This is a genomic window from Nostoc sp. DedQUE09, assembly GCF_034530915.1.
GTDB lineage: Bacteria > Cyanobacteriota > Cyanobacteriia > Cyanobacteriales > Nostocaceae > Nostoc.
In genome coordinates, this window is sequence record NZ_JAVRCE010000040.1 from 1 (window position 1) to 18,909 (window position 18,909).

Here is an 18,909-nt window from a genome sequence, read left to right on the forward strand (position 1 = left end):
GCGGCAACGATAGTTTAGGGGTTGCCCTACGCAAAAATAGCTCGATGCCAGGTCTTATTATTCATACAAAAGCCCCAGTCCTTCTAAGGATGGGGCTTTTTGTTTATTACGACTTGTTGGGTAATCTAATAAGCTCAAAAATCCTTGAAACCTTCCTTGAAGTTAAGGAAAGAGTTATAAAATTAATTGAGTCTCTAAATCAACAATTACTATAACTATAAACAAGGTTGGCGATCGCACGAAGTAATTTAGCTGGCTCCACTGGTTTGGTGATATGCTGGCCAAATCCGGCGGCAATTGCCTGTTGATAATCGACCTCACCAGCATAAGCTGTAAGGGCGATCGCTGGAATTTCCCCTCCTTGTTCTGGAGACATAGCTCTAATTTTACGAATTAGCATATAGCCGTCTACTTCCGGCATTCCAATGTCGCTTAACAGCAGATTTGGCTGGAACTGAGGCATAACTTGTAGTGCTTCCATTGCACATGCGGCCTGGATTACTACCGCACCAGACTGCTCCAAAATGAAAGCAATTAACTCTCGCGTATCACGCTCATCATCTACAAGCAGAACTTTCAACCCATTGAAATCGGGCAAATCATCAGGTAGAGAGGCAATCTGATGGCTATTTAGATCGACCTGGTTCAGCGGTAACATGACTGTAAAGGTTGCTCCCTGTTCTTCACCCAAACTTTCTGCCTTAACTGTGCCACCATGTAGCTCGACAATGTGACGAACAATAGCTAATCCTAAGCCCAGTCCGCCGAATTTTCTAGTGGTTGCACCATCAGCTTGTCGAAAGTAGTCAAAGACGAATGGTAAAAAATCAGGGCTAATTCCCTTACCTGTATCACTGACTCGAAGTTGAACTTGAGAACCAACAGACTCTAAACTGATTTCTACCTGTCCACCTTGGGGTGTAAACTTAATAGCATTGGAAACTAGATTCCAGATAACTTGCTGCAAGCGACTGGAATCACCTCTGACTAAAAATTTAGAATTTGAAGTTTGGCATTTTAAATTGTTAAGTTGCTTATTAAAATCGATAGAGTCTAAATTGATTTGGTAATTGTCTAATCCAAAATCGTTCGATGGTTCCTGAGCCTTGTCATTCGCGTAGCGTCCCGCAGGGAAGGACTGAGCGCTTACACCAAAGTCTAAAATCGTAAATCGTAAATCGATCGATTTGGCTTCAGCGGCTAGACGTACAGTTTCTATTGCTGCGGCGATCGCAGTTTCTAGATTTACAGGAGCAATATTCAAACTCAGCTTACCTTGCAGAATACGAGAGACATCCAGTAAATCTTCAATTAATTGGGTTTGCAGCTTGGCATTGCGCTCAATGGTTTCGAGAGCGCGAGTGGTGGTTGCTTCGTCATACTTTTTCGTTTGCAGTAACTTCGACCATCCCAAGATCGGGTTTAGCGGTGTGCGAAGTTCGTGGGAAAGCACTGCCAAAAATTCATCTTTGATCCGATTAGCTTGAATTAATTCTTCTTTCCGTCGCTGTAATGAAGCCATTAACTGAGCGCGTTCCAGAGCAACTGCCACCTGATCGGAGGTTGCTTGTAATAAAGCTATTTCCCCAGAAGTAAAATGAGTACGGGTGCGACTGGCAAAGGAGAGGACACCAAGCAGCTTTCCTTGAACAATTAACGGTTGACCTGCATAGGCTGTAATTCCTAAAGCATGGAGAGTGTGGGCATGGGGATGAGTAGAGTGCCGCACATTATTAACGACGATTTGACGGCGTTCTTGCACCACTAGTCCGCATATCCCTTGATTAAATTCCACGTATTCAATTGCTTGAAATACTTCATCAGTAATGCCGTTCCAAGCTACTAACCGGAGTTTCTGCTTATTTTCGTGTGTATCGATTAAATAGTGAAAGTAACAATGCAAATCCATTTGCGCCGAGAGTTTGCTAAACAAGCTGTTCATTAGATCCAAGGGGCGCTCGGTTGAAAGCAAATCACTGGTTGTTTCCAAAAGCAGTTTAAGTCTTTCACTGCGCTCTTGTAAGGCTTGTTCTGCAAGCTGACGTTCGCGAAGAGCACGTTCGCGTTCGGTAATGTCAATTGCAACCCCTCCTACCAGGCATTGGCTAGACGCATCGGCAATGGGAAACTTATAGACCAAAAATTCGCCAAGAGTGCCATCTGTGCGTGGGGCAGACTCAATCGTTTGAACAACTTGATTCCTCTCGGCAACTATTCTAATGTTATCCAGAAGGGGTTGAGCGATTTGAACTGGGTATAGGTCAACAATGTTTTTATTGATCGCCTTATTTGTTGGGACATTGAATGTGCTGAAATAAGTTGGACTGAGGTAAAGTACACGTCCCTCTGCATTCGTAATCCATGCAGCAGCGGGAATATTGTCCATAAAAGCTTGAAATTGCTCTTGACTCTGACTCAGCGCTTTTTTAACTTGTTTGAGATCGCTAATATCCAGAATGAATGCGACTGATTTGTGCCGAGATTCTCCTAAAAGGGAGTAGCCAACTACAACTGGGACGCTGGAACCATCTTTGCGAATAAATTCCTTCTCGTAAGGAGTACAGGTTCCCTTTGCTGTTGCCTCGGCAATAGCCAGTTCATCTAAATATTGATACTCAGATGGCGTGATATCAGTCCAGCTTAATCTACCTGCTTGGATATCTTCTTGGGTATAGCCGACAATTCGCAAAAACTCGTCATTGGCTTCAGTGATGCTACCATTCACATCACCAAAGAGAATGCCAACTATATTCGCTTTCACAAAACTCCTGAGCCGTTCCTCACTTGCTTGGATTGCTGCTTCTGCCTGTTTGCGTTTGCTGATATCTGTAGTGCTGCCAACTAAACGTAACGGGTTTCCATCTGCATCCCGTTGCACCACTATCCCTTGATCTAATACATAGATATACTGATTGTTTTTGTTGCGAATTCGGTACTCGGCAGCATAGCGATCGCTATTTCCCAAAGCAAGTATTGCTTCTTGTACGCTTGGCAAATCTTCTGGATGGACAAGCTCAAACCACCAATTACCAGTTGCTTCAGCTTCTGCGAGGGAATAGCCCAAAATTCGAGTTAATCCTTCGGTTCTTTCAACGCTATCCTGTTCTATATTCCAGTCATAAATCAGACAGTTTACCGCAGATGCTGCTAACTCAAACCGTTCGTTAGCTAACTTTAGACGCTCTTCTTTCTCCCGCAAAGTTCGTTCTACTTGTTTGCGTTCGCTGATATCGCGGAAGAAAATGTCAAGACCGTCTTCACTAGGATAGGCGTGAATCTCCAGCCACAAATCATACTTGGGCGGTAAGTAGTAGTGATACTCGAAGTGGACGGGAATCTGTTCTGCTACTGCCCGTCGGTACTGACGCTCTAAATTCGTACCTAATGATATAGACCACTCCTCCCAGTGTGACTTACCAATGATCTCTGTGCGGGGTTTACCATTAATTCGCTCTGCTTCGGCATTTTGGTAGATAATTCGCCAGTCTCGATCTAGAGTAATAAATGCATCACTCATGTTTTCTAGAGTGCGTGTGTTGCGCTGATTGGCTTGCTGTAATGCCGCTTCTGCTTGTTTGCGTAAGCGAAGCTCGTCGTAGACATTGCGTAGTGCTGCTTGCTGTTGGCTCAAATCAACAACAAAAGCAATGACCGTTTCTTGAGTATCTCCCAGCATCACAGAACCGAGCAGAACGGGAATGCGATCGCCATCTTTACGAATGTATTCTTTCTCAAAAGGCTTACATCTTCCAGTAGTTCTCACTTCTTCCACTGAACGTTCGCTCAAAAGAAGATACTCCGGTGGGGTAATCTCCCGCCAGTTTATTTTGTTAGCAGAAAAATCTTCTCGCGTATAGCCAATCGTGTTCAGAAAAGCATCATTGGCTTCTATAATGAAGCCGTTATTAATATCAGTGACAATGACTCCAATGATGTTGGATTCTGCCAGTTGCCCAAACCGCATTTCGCTATTTTGCAACAACTTAAGGCTTGTCTCTGCCTTGCGTCTAGCAGTTCGTAACTCTGAAGAGAGCGCAGTAATTAAGAAGGATACTAGTGAGAATGTGGTTAATCGTACCAGGACTTTGAAGCTGAGGAAATCGAAAGAGTAGACTGGATCGATCAAAAAGTAGAGCGCAGTTGTCACAGATAAAGCGATCGCTAGCACTCCAAGCCTCATACCGCCATACCAAGCGCTGACTGCCACAGCAGCATAAAATAACGTAAATACGCTCGGATCAAAAACTGGCAGTAAGACTTTTGTCAAAAGCAGTGCTGTTGTGACTGCTAAAATCATCACACTAAAAGCTATGAACCGATAACGCATTATCAAAATTTTTTCAGGTACTTTCACCGTCATCCTAAGAGTCCTCCCGTTGCTCCGATTTTGGGAGATACTCCTTCACTAATCTTGTATCTGCTTTGCCCATCCTCTCTAACATTTCTTCAATCAGCTTTAGTGCCATCTGTGAAGGCACTGTAGATCCGTTCTCCCAACGATTGATTGTTCGTAGAGAAACTCCTAACTTGGCTGCAAACTTTTCTTGAGAAAGATGGAGTTGCTGCCGAAGTTCACGGATCAAATCTGGAATTTTGAGTGATTTTCTTAGTTCCATAGTAGGAAGAGTAGGACAGATGTCTCGCCATTCGTCTCCAGCTTGAGGATGAATTTTAATAATCATCAGTCGTTACCAATTTCATCTTTTGGCGGAATATTAATATTCAGTTATCAGTGTTCGCGGCTTACTGTTGGCTGTAGAAGGTATATCTAAAATAAATATTAAGTTTTGCCCGATATAAGATTCACAATAGTATTATTTAAGACGATTTAATTAAATGATTACCAGCGATCGCACACAGCCAAAAAATTGGTAGTGCGTGATATCTTCATAAAGTGCATTGAGATTAATTTTTCATATTTTTTATATAAAAAGTATCTATAGACAAGCTCGTTTTGTATTTAATGAAAGCTTTTATATCGCTAATTTGGCAACTACGGCAGATTGCCAAATGGTGAGTTACAGATAATCGTAGGGGCACAATATATTGTGCCCCTAGCCGCGTACTTCTATGGTAAGATGGCAGTTACAAAACTAAGAAGTTATAATGCGGTTTTAATAAAATTATTTTGCCTAACCAGAATCTTTAACTGTTTTGATTAATCAACGCTCCGAAAAGTTAGTAAACAGTCAACTAGAAAATGCACCAGGTGAAGGCTATATATTTAACTGGTTTGATTGGTTTTGTCTTTGGTATCCTCCAGGGTGGCTAATTTTATTCAATCGCCATTGGCAGCACTATCACCCAGATCCAGATGGTTGGAATTGGCTAGAATATGGATTATTTTTAATTCCTGGCGGATTTTATCTAGCGTTGCTGAGTCGTTGGTTGCGTCTGGGTTTTCGTTCACCCCGAAAAGAAGTTGGTGAATTCGATCCTAAATATCAACAAGCTTTTGGCAAAGAAATTCTAGCCCCTATCGTTAAATACTATTTTCGGGGAGAGTTGCAACAAGTTGAAAACTTGCCGCCAACAGGGCCATTGATTGTGGCAATGAATCATGCAGGGATGTGTTTTCCTTGGGACTTTTTAACCTTGGCTTATTTATTAAGTGAAGCTAAAGAATGGGTAGTGCAACCCATCGCAAATCCAGTATTATTTGAGCATCCTTGGATGATTTGGTGGCTACCACCTCAATGGTCGCAGGTTTTAGGTGGTGTGCGAGCCGAATTAGATGATTTTGAGTCAGCTATCGCTCAAGGTAAAATTCTTTTATATGCACCCGAAGGTATTCGCGGGCCTGGTAAAGGTTGGAGAAGACGCTATCAACTAGAAAAGTTTAATGTCAGCTTTATTCAGTTGAGCGATCGCTATCATATTCCCATTCTGCCAGTATTTTGCATCGGCAGTGAATCTCTGCATCCTTGGGCTATTAATTTCACCAGATTACAACGACTAGTCAAACTACCATTCTTACCTTTGTCGCTTTTAATGTTTGCCCTACTTTTGTTTCCCTCAATGGGAGTTTGGGCAATGAAAACTCGTTTGCGTTACTTTATTCAACCTTTGGAACCAGTGGAATTGGACAATCACTCAAAGAAAGGGCGTGCAGTAGCCTATGAACAAGCGCAACAATTAAGAGAAAAATTGCAACTTCAAATTAATCAGTTTTTGGGTAAATTTTAATAGTACAAGCTGAATTTTTTTGATTTTAACAGGTTTACACTGTGGTTCAATTAAATCAAAACTGCTGTAAGTTTGTAGTGATGAGGAATGTTGGGAGTGCGAGCGCCACTATACTGTTGACTAAACCAGTAGAGAAAATTGTTGCAAACATTGGTAATCCTGTATGGACATGTTGTTAGGAATGAAGTTATTGTTCCTACCACAACTTGTTCGTTCGTTACCAACACAACCTGTTTTGTTACCAATGCTTATCCGTTAGTAACGACACTTATGCGTTTGTTACCAACACAACCTGTTTTGTTACCAATGCTTATCCGTTAGTAACGACACTTATGCGTTTGTTACCAACACAACCTGTTTTGTTACCAATGCTTATCTATTTGTGGAAAATGCTGATGTCTTTGTTTTCCGTCAACCCTTATGGAAGATTCCGAGATTTTTCTTGGGTTTAGTAAAGAAGATATGGGTGCGAATAATCAGCTTCGTGTCTGAAAGGAGATTTCACAAATTATGATGCCTGTAGATTTATCCCTCTACAACAAAAGACCTCTTACAAAAATATATTTTTGCACTCTTAGGGAAAAGGGAAAAGGTTAAAGGGAAAGGATTTTGAGTTTTTTTACCCTTTTCCCCTTCCCCTTTACCCCGACAAATGCCAAGAAGTCTAAACAGTCTCCTGGGGTGTTAGATTATTCTCCTAGACAATTAACCAAATCTTTGTGAGTCGAAGCAGGCGGCTAAACTGACTCCACTAAGGAAGCGCCGAAACGATAACCTTTGCCGTAGACTGTGTGAATCAGCGTAGTTTCCCTACCTACCTCAATCTTACGGCGCAGCAAACGAATTAATGCCGCTATCACATTGCTACTGGGTTGTTCTTCTTCTTGCCACAAATTTTGCATAATCTGGGCATGAGTCAGAAGTTGTCCGGTGTGTTCCATAAAATATTGCAACAACTGGCTTTCTTTTTGGGATAGCTCAATTATTCGTCCTTGGCGATAGGCTACTTGATTTTCACAATCCAGTTCTAAATCAGCGACAGTTAAACGTCCGGTGGTGGTTTCATAAATTTGAGAACCGGAACGACGCAATAAAGCACGGACTCTTGCTAATAACTCTCGCAATTCAAAAGGTTTAACCAAATAGTCGTCCGCACCAGCGTCTAAACCTTGTACGCGGTCATCAAGAGTATCTTTAGCCGTGAGAAACAGAACGGGAGTGGTTTTGCTTTGGCGTCGCAATTCCTGACAAATCTCTAACCCCGTTTTTCCTGGCAGCATCCAATCTAAAATAAGTAGGTCATAACTGCCTGTCTGTGCAAGTTCGCTGCCAGATGTCCCATCATAAACGGCATCTACAGCGTAACCCTCACGAGTTAACAAGCGGCTCAAAGGTTGAGTTAGTTCAACTTCATCATCAACTAATAAAATTCTCATGCTGCTTGTGGTAAGCATATAGAGATATTCTCAATATTATTCAACTGCCAAGACGCTAAGGATACCAATAAAAAAAATGCTGACTGTTGCATTGCCAAAAGGGGAACTACTTAAAAATAGCATCCGCTTGCTACAAGCTGTCGGATTAGATTTTAGTGCTTTTTTAGATTCAGGAACTCGCCAACTTCAAATTCCTGACACTAAGGGAGTTGCAAAAGCTTTACTGGTGCGGGCGCAAGATGTGCCTGTTTATGTGGAATATGGTCAAGCACAACTAGGGATTGTTGGTTACGATGTGCTGCGGGAGAAGCAGCCGCAAGTTGCCCACTTGGTAGATTTGCAGTTTGGTCATTGTCGGATGTCAGTGGCGGTAAAAGAATCAAGCTCTTACCGATCGCCTTTAGATTTACCACCGCATGGTAGAGTTGCTTCAAAATATGTGAATTGCGCTCGTGAATATTTCCATAGTCTGGATTTACCTGTGGAAATAGTGCCATTGTATGGTTCAGTAGAGCTAGGCCCAATTACTGGAATGTCAGAAGCGATCGTAGATTTGGTTTCTACAGGGCGGACTTTACGCGAAAATGGTTTGATTGAAATTGCTAGTCTGTATCAAAGTACGGCGCGGTTGATTGCCCATCCTCTGAGTTACCGCCTGAATACAGGTAATCTGAGTGATGTGATTGCCAAGTTGCGGGAGACCGTTTTAGTAGAAGTTTAATATCAATTTGTAATTCGTAATAACGCTTCTACAAATGCTCGTTCCTAGCTAACGCTGCACTATTGGTTCGTACAGCGTCTCGTCTTCAAGCGACTTCCAGATAAAAAATACTCAACTGTTGCTTGTGGGGTGGACATCTAACTACAGGTGTTAACTTAACTTAAAAACCAGTCTAGACAAAGCTTTGAAAGATTGCTTCTTTCGCAGCACCAAACTGGGATGCTGCTCATTGGGCTGACAACAACCCAATGAGCAGCATTTCTAACTTATGGCTAAAAACTAGGTTTTAAAAGCCCTTACCTTTTGTTGCATAAGACGCATATAAACTCACCGTATGCAAAGATTAAATCTTTTCTTAACCTCTTAGCAAATGGAATCAAAGTTATATCTATAATGATTTTTCCAGACAAAGTAATCTTTTTTTTAGCTTTAAAATTATTTGCGATCGCAAATAATTAAACTAGTATTGTTTTGACCAAAATTGTTAATAATAAAAATCGCTTTCCAATTATTTTTAACACGAAGTAGGTGGAAATATGTTTCAAGCTACTCGCCGCCGTCTTGCAATTTGGTACACTGCCGTCACTGCTGTATTACTGCTACTGTTTGCCAGTGGCGTTTATTTATACGTTCGTACTACACTGATTGAGCGGATTGATGACACCCTCAACCATGTAGTAGAAATAGTAGAGCGTTGCCTGACAACCAGTGGTTGTGCATCTACACTAATATTTGAGCCAATTAATGCTGATGCAGATAAATTTCGCATTAATGTAGAAGCTAGTTTTGGTGAGAATCCCGACACTGTAGAAGATGACCACATTGACCTAGAATGGTTTAGCCCAACTGGTGAATTACTTTGGTCAACGCTATCTGAGCCCCTAAATATTCCCATTCGTGTCAATCGTACTGGTGAAACTGTACGCGTAGTCAAAGCAGAGAGTGAAAATTCAAAATTTAAAATTCCTAACTCCCCACTCTTATTACGACAAGTCACCCAACGCGTAGAAGTGAGACGACAAGTATTAGGATATCTGCGCGTTAGTCATCCCTGGTTTGAAGTTACTAAACCTAGTCGCCAGTTAATTTTTGATTTGGCATTAGGTATTGGGTTAATGGTGCTTTCCGTAGGCGCAAGTGGTTGGTTTCTTTCGGGTAAAGCGATGGAACCGGTGGGTGAATCTTATCAACGTCTTAAACAATTCACTGCTGATGCTTCCCACGAACTTAGAAGTCCGATCACTTTGATTCAAACTAATGTGCAAGTTGCCCTTGCTGACTTGGATTTAGCAGAGACAGAAACGACTAGTTCTTTGCAATATCGACAACAGTTAAAGGTGGTGGAACGGTTAACGCAGCGTTTAGGTAAGTTAGTAAATGACTTACTCTTCCTAGCACGACAGGATAGTGGTATTAGCAAAGATACTTTTTCACCTTGTCCGTTGGACGCTTTGCTAATAGAGGTGGTTGAAGAACAACAATTGTTAGTCCCTGAGAAAGAAATTGGCCTTTCTCTAGACTTAGTTGACCCTCCTGTTTCTGAAACTAGCCCCGAATTACTGGAAAATTGGTTTACTCTTGTAGGTAATTGGGATCAATTAGTGCGGCTGTTCACAAATTTAATTGCTAACGCTTTGCATTACACTCCAGCAGGTGGACAAGTGAAAGTGGAATTGGCGCGCATAGAAGGAATAAATCGTGTTTCTGGACTACGTAACACCAGTGCCCAGTTGCAAGTTAAGGTGAGTGATACCGGAGTTGGAATTCCAGCCGAAGCGCTACCACGTTTGTTTGACCGCTTTTATCGAGTAGATCCGGCACGTACTCATAGGACGGGGAATACAGCTACAGCCAGCGCTACAGGTTCAGGATTGGGATTAGCGATCGCTCAAGCTATTGTCGAACATCATCACGGTCATATTCAAGTTGAAAGTACCCAAGGCATTGGCACTACCTTTACTATCACTTTACCAATAACTCTTGAGTCTTAATTTGCTAATAAATTTTTATTTCCTGTGATAGATGTAAGATTCTAGTCCATTCAATTGGACTTTAATTTTTAGTGAATAAACTTATTTTCTAGCGGTATATTGAATTTTACTGTTACAAAAATGTGCTTAATGACAATGGTTAAGATTGTAAATCTTGAGAATGAAATATTTCAAGTTTTTTAGATTATTTATTTATCCTTAGCTAGATGTGATAAACCGAGTAGTTTGTTAAATGTTTAGATGTACTCAACAACCGATAAAACCTAATTTAATTCCCGGTTGGAGAAATCTTTAGTAAGAAAACAAATTAATTTTTTTTTAGGAATCAAGAACGAATATGAAGTCTCAAAATTTTCGCAAGTCTAGCAAATTATTTGGCGCTCTTTGTGGGGGATTGCTAATTAGTCTGCCAGCAATTCCTCAAGCATTAGCACAAGAATCTACTGTCAAGGTTAACCCCAGTCCCAGTATTTTTAGCGAACCACCCTACAACCGCTCTCAGGCTCCTGTATCACCAGAGCCAGGAGCTAGACCACCACGCCCAGCTACTCCAGCTGAGGGGCAAGTGTCTCCCGTACCACCACAACCAGTTTCTCCGGCTGAGGGTCAAGTATCTCCCGCACCACCACGCCCAATTCCTCGCGATCAAACTCAACAGCCTTCATCACCTGCGGTTTCCAATGACCAACAACCACTGCTACAACCACGGCAAACCCCCAGTGCGACAATCGTACTTACTAATGGGATGGTGAATATCAGGTTGGTTAATAATACTGCGGCTAAGATAACTTTCCAAGTGATTGGCGATACGGCACCGCGATCGCTAGAAGGTAAGTCAGATGTAACACTGCAAGCTTTAAAAGCACCAGTAACAGTAACATTTGAACGACAAGATGGCGGACAGTTAATAGTGACTCCACAAGCAGCTTCAGAACCAGGAAGCTTGGAAGTTACATTTAAGGAAGCCACCAATGCAACACAGGGCAGAAGTGCTATGAGAATTGAACAAAACGGTTCAGTGTTCTTGAATTAGTAGAGCTAAGGTGTAGGTTAACTTATACAAAAGTGTAGGGGCAATTCATGAATTACCCCTACTTTGAACAATGCAAAAGATTTTCGGTGTCTTACTGCTACTTTCCCTGAAGCATTTTAGTTAATTGATCCCGCAATTGCACTTCTTGCCTGCTATCTTGCAATGTCCGCGCCAGTATAATTGCCCTTTCGTAAAAATTGCGGGCAGTTAGGTAGTTACCTTGTTGTTTATATAACTGGGCATAAGATTCAAAAGATTTTAATTCTTCGCGTAAATTTTGTAATTCTTTAGCGAGTGCTAAACGCTGCTCTAGTAAGTCAAAGGCGCGTTCGTAACGTCCTACAGCAGTATGAGCCGTAACTAAACCATCAATTGCCCGTAATTGATTAGTGCGATCGCGGTTGGTTTTAGCTGTCCGCATTGCTTCACCATAAGTAGCAATGGTATCTTGATAATTTCCAGATCCTAAATAAGCATCTCCTAAATTATTCAAGGTATTTGCTTCACCGATGGCATCGCCAGTCTGACGGCGGAAAACTAAAGCATTTTCATACAGTTTAATCGCCTTGTTATAATCTCCTAACCTGGCATTTACCAAGCCCAAATTACTCAAAGACAGTCCTTCACCTTCAATATTTTTCACCCCGTGAGCAATTGCGAGTGCATCTTCAATTGTTTGACCAGCAGCAGCAAATTCGCCTTTTTGCAACAGAAATGTAGCAATATTATTCAGCACAAAAATCTGAGATTGGAAATCTTTAGTATCACGAGCGATCGCTAATCCTCTTCTGAAAGCATCTTCTGCCTCTTTTGAACTACCAAGCTGCACATAAGCCTTAGCAAGCAAATTGTATGTCAAACCTTGTGCTTTCAGGTCGCCAATGGAATGATATAGTTCTAATGCTCGCAAACAAGACGCAATTGTTTTGTCGGCATATCCTGAAGCGTATTCTTGTTGACCAATACGCAGCAAGCTGTCTGCTTCATCTCTTGATTGTCGCCCAACGGAATTATTTAAAGGGCGATGGAGTTGTTCGGAAATATCAACCGCACCCGCTACAGGACTCAGCAAAAAAGCAAACAGTAAAAAGCTGTGTAAAAGTACCTGGGGAGAAGAAATCGCACCTACACAAATTAAGCCTACCTTTTGGCAGGGAAATACAAGCCGTTGTTTCATAAAAATTACCCGTAAAGTTGCGGGTTTAAGTAGAAGGTCTAAGAAAAAGTTTTAAGTTTTAAAATTGAAGACAAGTAATATACGCATTTCTACTTAAGTTTTGATTGAGCTAAATCTTCTCCAAAGTATATAGCGCGGATATCTGTGGGCAATTTGTCCTCTAGCATACGATAGCCTTCTTGGAGAAAATTGGCTACTTCGTTAGGAGCGATCGCTTCTCCTTCAGCTTGTAGATAAGCAGCGATTCTAGTTTCACTCCAATGGAAAGTTTGAGCCATTAATACAATTAATCGTAAAACAGGCGGTAGTTGGTCTAACGCCTGTTGTACATAGCACCATAGCGGCGGTGAAGTCGCTTGCAGAGAATAATGAATTGCTTCTGTGGGTGGTAGTTTAATCTCATTTATACAGAAAGCTGTCATATTAATTAACCAATTCTGCATAGTCAAGGCTTCCTCACCTGATTCAGAGTCAGTTAACTTGAGTCCACCGAGTTCGTAATAGATATGTCGCCAGGTAAGGGCAAACAGATAATCTGCCTGCACAGGCGATCGCGCCGAATGCCGAATTAAGGTGTAGACTATGGGGCTATAGCGGCAAAAAATCACCGTAAAGTACTTTCCGGCATCTGGATAGCGCTGAAACAGAGTCAGTAGTTCATGGTCGCTGTGATGGAACAGCGACTTCACCAGTGGGTGATTAGCTTCGGGAAAATGAGGAATTTGCACAAGTCTTGGAGTTGATAATTGTTAAAATAGTTTTGGGAATTGCACTCCCCTAGTTAATCGCATAATATCTTGGTGTTGCTCAGTTTGTAGATGAGACTCAGACTAGTTGAGTATTGATAAACTAAAAACAAGGACTTAATTTTAGTCTTAATCGACAATCATAAAATCAACTCTCTTAAAGAATCCTTATTTGTTCATGGTTATAGAAGTTAGCGTGGTATCGTTCCTGCTCAGTCCCCTTACTTTAGGCTCCTTTCTGCCTTCCCTGCCCTTAGATAGCCTATTCTCCACCCAAGGCATTATGGTGATGCTGCTAGCAGCTTACGCTGGTGCTATGTGGATGTTTCTCACCAGTGCCCCAAAAGTACACACTGTAATGGTGTCAGATTTGGAGATTGCCCGACAGTTGTATGAAGGACTGCTAGATTTGCCAGCAGCTGAGGTGCCATTGCACTACTACTACAACTACGAACAAACTATAGGCGCAACTGGCATCGATCCGTTATATATGTCTACTGGGCCGAGCTTGTCTAGCAAAATGATGAATAATGCCAATGATGGGCTGTGGTATCAATTGAAGAAAAACACTCAGCTACACGTCATTACTGGTGCGAGTTTAGGTAGCAAAAATCAGCAACGCCACGTTTGTTTTGACCACGACTGCCTGGAAATGATTTTAATGCGAGTCGAAATGCGCGGTTTGAAATTAAAGATTCGTAACCACAAACCCCTGAACTTTTTAGTCAAGGACTATGAAGGGCGAGTAATTGAGGTGGCTGAGGTAGCGAATTAGTTCTGAGATTTTAGATTATTTGAGGTTGGGTGGGGCGTAGCTTGTCGTCGTAGGCATCGCACCACCCAATCTTTTTTTATATCACCGTAAACCGTAGCAAATAAAAGCAGCCCAGTAGTGAGGATGTGAAAAAGGGAATTGCTCTATGGAATTTTCTAGCACCTCAATCTGATTTTTAAGCTTCCCGTAGTTTATAAATTTCTGAGTCCATTTTAACCACTCTGCTGAACCTCGCTTGCATTGGCTTCTTTTATTATGTGCTTCTTCATATTCAGTTTTTGCGTGATTGTACAGTTTTTTAATATCCTCCCACCTCAATAATTCTTCTTTTTGAAGTTCACGCAGTTTTATTTGTGCTTGCTGCAATGCTAGAGGACGGTTTCTACCTTCTTGTCGCTGCTGATAATAAAAGATGGAAAATAATGCTGTGGCTAAATCATTGACTGACCACAAAGTACTAACAACGCTTCTAGCACCAGCACACAAAAAGCCTGTGGAGAGAGTAAGAATATCGTCAGTTAAGGAAGGAGTACCCAAATTAGTTTCGCAGCAAGACAGAAATACTTCTACAAGTTGAGGTAAACGCCAGCTTGGTGTCATCAACTGCCCCAAGGTGATGCTACCATCAGCTAATTTTAACTGTGATTCTAAGGGATTATCGAGGCGAGATTGGGCATGGTGGCAGGAATGAAGTACTTGAACTTGTTGTGCTAACTGTCGATACTTGTTAGAGGTAGCTTGACTGCTGCCAATTAATCTGTTTTCTGGTGGAATGTTGTACATTTGGGCGAGTTTTTCGCCTTCAAATCTGGCAGAGGGAAGGTTATCTTCGGCATCTTCTACAATTCCATATTGTAGAGACATTTCATTAAATGTCCCTACAATGTCACGTTGTTGACAAAATTCTAAAATTTGGCAGCTTGGGGTATAAAGAATGATAAATTTATCTCCTAAGTATTCCTGATATTCTCCTGTAGGCAAAGCAGCAAAGGGAATTTGATGTAGTAATATGTGAGGTACTAAGATTAACTCTTCTATTCCTTCAAGATGTTGGTAAATGAGTTCAGATATTTGTAGGCGTTCAGCTAATTCGCGGAGAATACTATTAATTTGAGTTTCCCATTTTTGGGAATCATTCATATAAGGCAATAACCAATTCTGGTTAATCCAGCCTTGTAACGTATATAATCCTTGTCCTGTGCAGGTGTGGAGAGTAATTTGGTTTTGCTGCACGATAAAAATATGAGTGTCGCTGTTGGTAGTGTAGAAACTGAGGATAGCTGTATTGGGTTGGTCAATTAGCTTTTGAATTTCTGACAAGCTGAGGGGGTTAACTTGAATTTCGCCAGCTAATACTGGATCTTCGCGTCTGAGATTTTCCCAAACTTGTTGTTTTTGGGTTTCTAAAGATGCGATCGCTTCATTATAAGCTTCCCAAGCAGCGCGTGTGTCACTACGGCTATTTTCAGATTTATGGCTTTGGCGTTCTCGATCAATTTGCCGTTGCAGTGCTTCATATTGCTGCAATAATTCTTGGACTTTTGGGGGGATTTCTTCGCCTTGAGAGAGATTGTAGCCTGCCATTAAGTCTACAAGAAGTTTGGAACGCGATCGCTCTGAGTATTCAAAGGCTTTTTCTATTTGTCCAGCATTGATGCAGGCTTGCACCATTTTTTGGTAAACATCAATAGCTTCTTCTATAATTTCTTGACGGCGTGATTCAGAAGTTACCCAATTACGGCTAGTTTCTACTGCGTCAATAGCTGCTTCATAGCCTTGGATAGCTTTATCCCAATTATCATTGGAGAAAGCTGTGTTACCCAAGTTACGTCCTGTTATAAAGCAATCAAGCGGAAATATGTTGTGTTGATAGACGGTTAAGGCTAACTGGAAAGATTCAATTGCTTTCGTAAAACATCCATGCAAGTTATAAATATGACCAATATTACTATGAGTTAATGCCCAGTCTTCCGGGAAAGCTTCTTGAGTACGAATTTGTAAAGCAAATTGAAAAGCAGTGATAGCCAGTTCTAAGTTGTTTGTGTAATCTTCTTTAAAATACTCACCATAGCAAATTCCCAAATTCATTTGTGTCATAGCCCAGTTTATAGGATAAAACTCTTTGGTAAAAACTTGTAAGCTTTTTTGTAGAGAAATAATAGCTAAATCCAAATTTTCTGATCTAGTACCGCAAATTCTATCCAAATAAGTAATACCTAAGTTATTTTGAGTTATTGCCCATTCGTTAGGAAAAGCTTCTTTAGTAAAAATTTGGCAAGCTTCTTCAAAAGCAAATATAGCCAATTCTATATTTTGCTCTTTGTCTTTTTGAATACGTTCTAAGTAAGCAAGCCCTAAATTGTTTTTTACATCAGCCCATCCTTGAGGATAATCTGTCTGGCTAAAAACTTTCACTGCTGCTTGATAACAGGCAATCGCTAATTCTATATTTTCTGCTTTGTCTCCTTTAATACGATAGCGATAGCTATTTCCTAAATTATTTTGGGTTTCAGCCCACTCCTGTGGAAAAGCTTCTTTAGTAAAAACTTGTAAAGCAGATTTGCAGGCGGCTATACCTAATTCTAGATTCTCTACTTTGTTTCCTCGGATTCGGTCACGGTAAGCAACTGCTAGATTATTTTGAATAGTAGCCCATTTTTGAACAAATGCTTTTTGGGTAATGATTTCTAAAGCTGCTTGCAAAACAGTTATAGCCATTTCCAGATTCTCAGCTTTGTCTCCTTGGATACGCTTGATATAGGCAGCAGCTAAACTGTTTTGGGTCATAGCCCATTCTGTAGGAAAGTCTTGTCTGTTAAAGACTTGCAAAGCTTCTTGCAAAGCAGTAATGGCAATTTCTATATTTTCGTCTTGATATCCTCGGATACGCTGGATATAAACAGCAGCTAAACTATTTTGAGTCATAGCCCATTTTTGGGGAAAGGCTTCTAGAGTAAAGACAGTTTGAGCTACCTCATAGCCAGCAATGGCAATTTCTATATTTGATGCTTTACTTCCTAAGGGAAACTCAGCGATACGGTTACTGAAATTAAAAATGTCAGTTGCTAATATTTCTGCTGGGATTAGGTTCTCTTCCATTAAAATATCTATAGCCCAAGCCTTCAACCAGCAAGGAAATTCATCATCAAGTTTGTCTAGGTTAGCTTGCAGAAATGGGTAAACCACTTGTGGGTCAGCATGACTAGTATCAACTGCTTGTAACAGCATTTGAATAAGTTCTACATAAGTTTCTGCTGACGATGGCTTACCTATGGTAGCGGAAATTGTAACAGCAACCCTACGCATAAAAATTGCATTTTCTTCGTCTCCCTGCTCCGCTAGTGTTACAGCTACCTGCTTCATTGTCTCTACCAAACCAGCATCTATCAGGTTTTTATGAACCTCTAAAATTCCCGGTTCTTGTCCTTTAGAAGATTGGAGAAGTTCTTGTATTAGCTTTAAATAAGCATCAAGGCGTTTTTCTTCCACTCCAAATAAATTCCTGCTTATAAGTTTGGTTTATGTATTTATTTATATCGCTCACAAAATTCCTTAAACTTTTCTAGCAATTCTTCTGCTAAATCTAACAACTCAATTTCATCAATTTCATTACTGGATTCGCGGTTATTTTCTCCAACTGCCACACTACCCGCTAATACATTTTTCACAGCAAAAATCTGGTCTTCTTCTTCAGATAAACTCAGACATTTTTCCAAATTAACAGCAATCTCTTGGAACGATTTATCTTTTAGCTGCTTTCTTAGCCTCACCGCTACCAAGTCATCACTTTGAAGGAAACTAGTCACTAACTCTACAAAACTTTGCTGCCCATCTTCGTCTTCTCCCCATGTTTCTAGCCAATCTCCATCAACATCATCACAATATAAATGAGCGGCTTCAAGCCCATACTTCATGATGTCATCCTGCAGTTTCTGAGCAGCTTCTACAGCTTGTAAAAAATTGTCTAATCTCTGTTGACGGTTAGATTGTTTTTCCTGAACCATAAGGACTCACTTTGTTAAGTAATAAGGTGGCTATACCAATCCAGTAAATGCAATTGACCGACAACTATAAATTAAATTTTAAATAACTACCTATACTGAGATTATCGCTGTTAGATAATAATATGTTGACTATCTGATTTACAAAATCAGTTGCACGGGGATTGTAACTTAAAAATAATCCTCTATCTATTGCCCAAAAAATTAGGGTATTTTCCCAATCATCAAACTTTTCTTGAGAAAATTCTTCTGAGACGCTAGTGAGTTGAATACATAGTGGACTCTCTTGCCTACTGCTAACAATTATATCAGTTGCCATAGACAGGTCGGCAACATAGCGTAATACAGTCGTACCGCCACAACTTTTAATATTATTAGCAATAGAGCCAATTAATTTGGCATCCTCCTGATTGAACTCCCCCGCCATCAGTTTTCGTTTCCAGATATAAAATTTAGGGTCGTTTTCACTCAACCATTTAGGAAACAAGTAGCCATACCAATATTTTAGAGTTGGATTCAGTACTCTTAACGCTGATTGCTGCTCTTCTTCAGATGCTAATGATTTAAGTCTCAGCCAAACTTCAGCATCTTGGAGCATTTGTTGCAAAAACAGAATGACAAATCTTTTAGCAGTCAGCGAACCCGGTTTGACATCTTTCACCCAGCGATTGATCTCTTCTAACCTTTTCGCTAAACCAGGATCTATGACAGATGCTTCATCTATTAGTAATCTTAATTGTGTTTTAATTTCTTTGGCTTGCAAATAATGATAAACCTCAAATCTGAAGTAGGTTGCCGAAATTTTAAAATTATTTTATCAGTCTAAATGATAAATGGAAAACT

The 18,909-nt window shown here is 40.8% G+C and carries 14 protein-coding genes; 6 read left to right on the forward strand and 8 right to left on the reverse strand.

Going from position 1 to position 18,909, the window contains the following annotated elements:
* On the forward strand, positions 1–215 hold a 215-nt coding region (locus RMY27_RS22585), incomplete at its 5' end, for a hypothetical protein (protein WP_322666981.1).
* Here the strand turns inward: RMY27_RS22585 and RMY27_RS22590 are convergent.
* The gene (locus tag RMY27_RS22590; RefSeq protein ID WP_322666982.1) at positions 200–4,360 is read right to left on the reverse strand and encodes a PAS domain S-box protein; all 4,161 of its coding nucleotides are present in this window, start codon (positions 4,358–4,360) and stop codon (positions 200–202) included. The two genes, RMY27_RS22585 and RMY27_RS22590, sit on opposite strands and share 16 nt — an antisense overlap.
* Before the next feature lies 1 nt (position 4,361).
* Positions 4,362–4,682: a helix-turn-helix domain-containing protein gene (locus RMY27_RS22595; RefSeq protein ID WP_322666984.1), complete on the reverse strand. Its 321-nt coding sequence runs from the start codon at positions 4,680–4,682 to the stop codon at positions 4,362–4,364.
* Between the two features lie 472 nt (positions 4,683–5,154).
* On the opposite strand from RMY27_RS22595, the gene RMY27_RS22600 reads away from it, so the two are divergent.
* The gene (locus RMY27_RS22600; RefSeq protein WP_322666986.1) at positions 5,155–6,186 is read left to right on the forward strand and encodes a 1-acyl-sn-glycerol-3-phosphate acyltransferase; all 1,032 of its coding nucleotides are present in this window, start codon (positions 5,155–5,157) and stop codon (positions 6,184–6,186) included.
* Between the two features lie 737 nt (positions 6,187–6,923).
* Here the strand turns inward: RMY27_RS22600 and rppA are convergent.
* Positions 6,924–7,622 (reverse strand): two-component system response regulator RppA, encoded by a 699-nt coding sequence (gene rppA / locus RMY27_RS22605; protein WP_322667078.1) that lies wholly within the window; start codon positions 7,620–7,622, stop codon positions 6,924–6,926.
* 76 nt (positions 7,623–7,698) lie between these two features.
* Between rppA and hisG the strand changes: the two genes are divergently transcribed.
* From hisG to RMY27_RS22620, 3 genes are all read left to right on the forward strand, one after another.
* Positions 7,699–8,343, forward strand: a complete 645-nt coding sequence (gene hisG / locus RMY27_RS22610) for an ATP phosphoribosyltransferase (RefSeq protein WP_322666988.1) — start codon at positions 7,699–7,701, stop codon at positions 8,341–8,343.
* A 536-nt stretch (positions 8,344–8,879) separates the two neighbouring features.
* Positions 8,880–10,334 carry a sensor histidine kinase gene (locus RMY27_RS22615; RefSeq protein ID WP_322666990.1) on the forward strand — a complete coding sequence of 485 codons (1,455 nt, stop codon included), beginning with the start codon at positions 8,880–8,882 and terminating at the stop codon, positions 10,332–10,334.
* Between the two features lie 337 nt (positions 10,335–10,671).
* Positions 10,672–11,367, forward strand: coding sequence for a hypothetical protein (locus RMY27_RS22620; protein ID WP_322666993.1), 696 nt, complete (start codon positions 10,672–10,674; stop codon positions 11,365–11,367).
* Between the two features lie 97 nt (positions 11,368–11,464).
* On the opposite strand, the gene RMY27_RS22625 is transcribed toward RMY27_RS22620, so the two are convergent.
* Both RMY27_RS22625 and RMY27_RS22630 read right to left on the reverse strand, forming a co-directional pair.
* On the reverse strand, positions 11,465–12,544 hold the full coding sequence (locus tag RMY27_RS22625) for a tetratricopeptide repeat protein (RefSeq protein ID WP_322666994.1): 1,080 nt from the start codon (positions 12,542–12,544) through the stop codon (positions 11,465–11,467).
* An 89-nt stretch (positions 12,545–12,633) separates the two neighbouring features.
* Positions 12,634–13,272: a sigma-70 family RNA polymerase sigma factor gene (locus tag RMY27_RS22630; RefSeq protein WP_322666996.1), complete on the reverse strand. Its 639-nt coding sequence runs from the start codon at positions 13,270–13,272 to the stop codon at positions 12,634–12,636.
* Positions 13,273–13,468: 196 nt separating this feature from the next.
* Here RMY27_RS22630 and RMY27_RS22635 point away from each other — a divergent pair, with 196 nt between their 5' ends.
* Entirely contained in the window at positions 13,469–14,065 is a 597-nt protein-coding gene (locus tag RMY27_RS22635) for a glyoxalase-like domain protein (protein ID WP_322666999.1), read from the forward strand.
* 81 nt (positions 14,066–14,146) lie between these two features.
* Here the strand turns inward: RMY27_RS22635 and RMY27_RS22640 are convergent, their stop codons facing one another.
* From RMY27_RS22640 to RMY27_RS22650, 3 genes are all read right to left on the reverse strand, one after another.
* Positions 14,147–17,554, reverse strand: coding sequence for a CHAT domain-containing protein (locus tag RMY27_RS22640; protein WP_322667001.1), 3,408 nt, complete (start codon positions 17,552–17,554; stop codon positions 14,147–14,149).
* A 38-nt stretch (positions 17,555–17,592) separates the two neighbouring features.
* Positions 17,593–18,069, reverse strand: coding sequence for a hypothetical protein (locus tag RMY27_RS22645; protein WP_322667003.1), 477 nt, complete (start codon positions 18,067–18,069; stop codon positions 17,593–17,595).
* Between the two features lie 64 nt (positions 18,070–18,133).
* On the reverse strand, positions 18,134–18,829 hold the full coding sequence (locus tag RMY27_RS22650) for a hypothetical protein (RefSeq protein WP_322667005.1): 696 nt from the start codon (positions 18,827–18,829) through the stop codon (positions 18,134–18,136).
* Positions 18,830–18,909 lie beyond the last annotated feature (80 nt).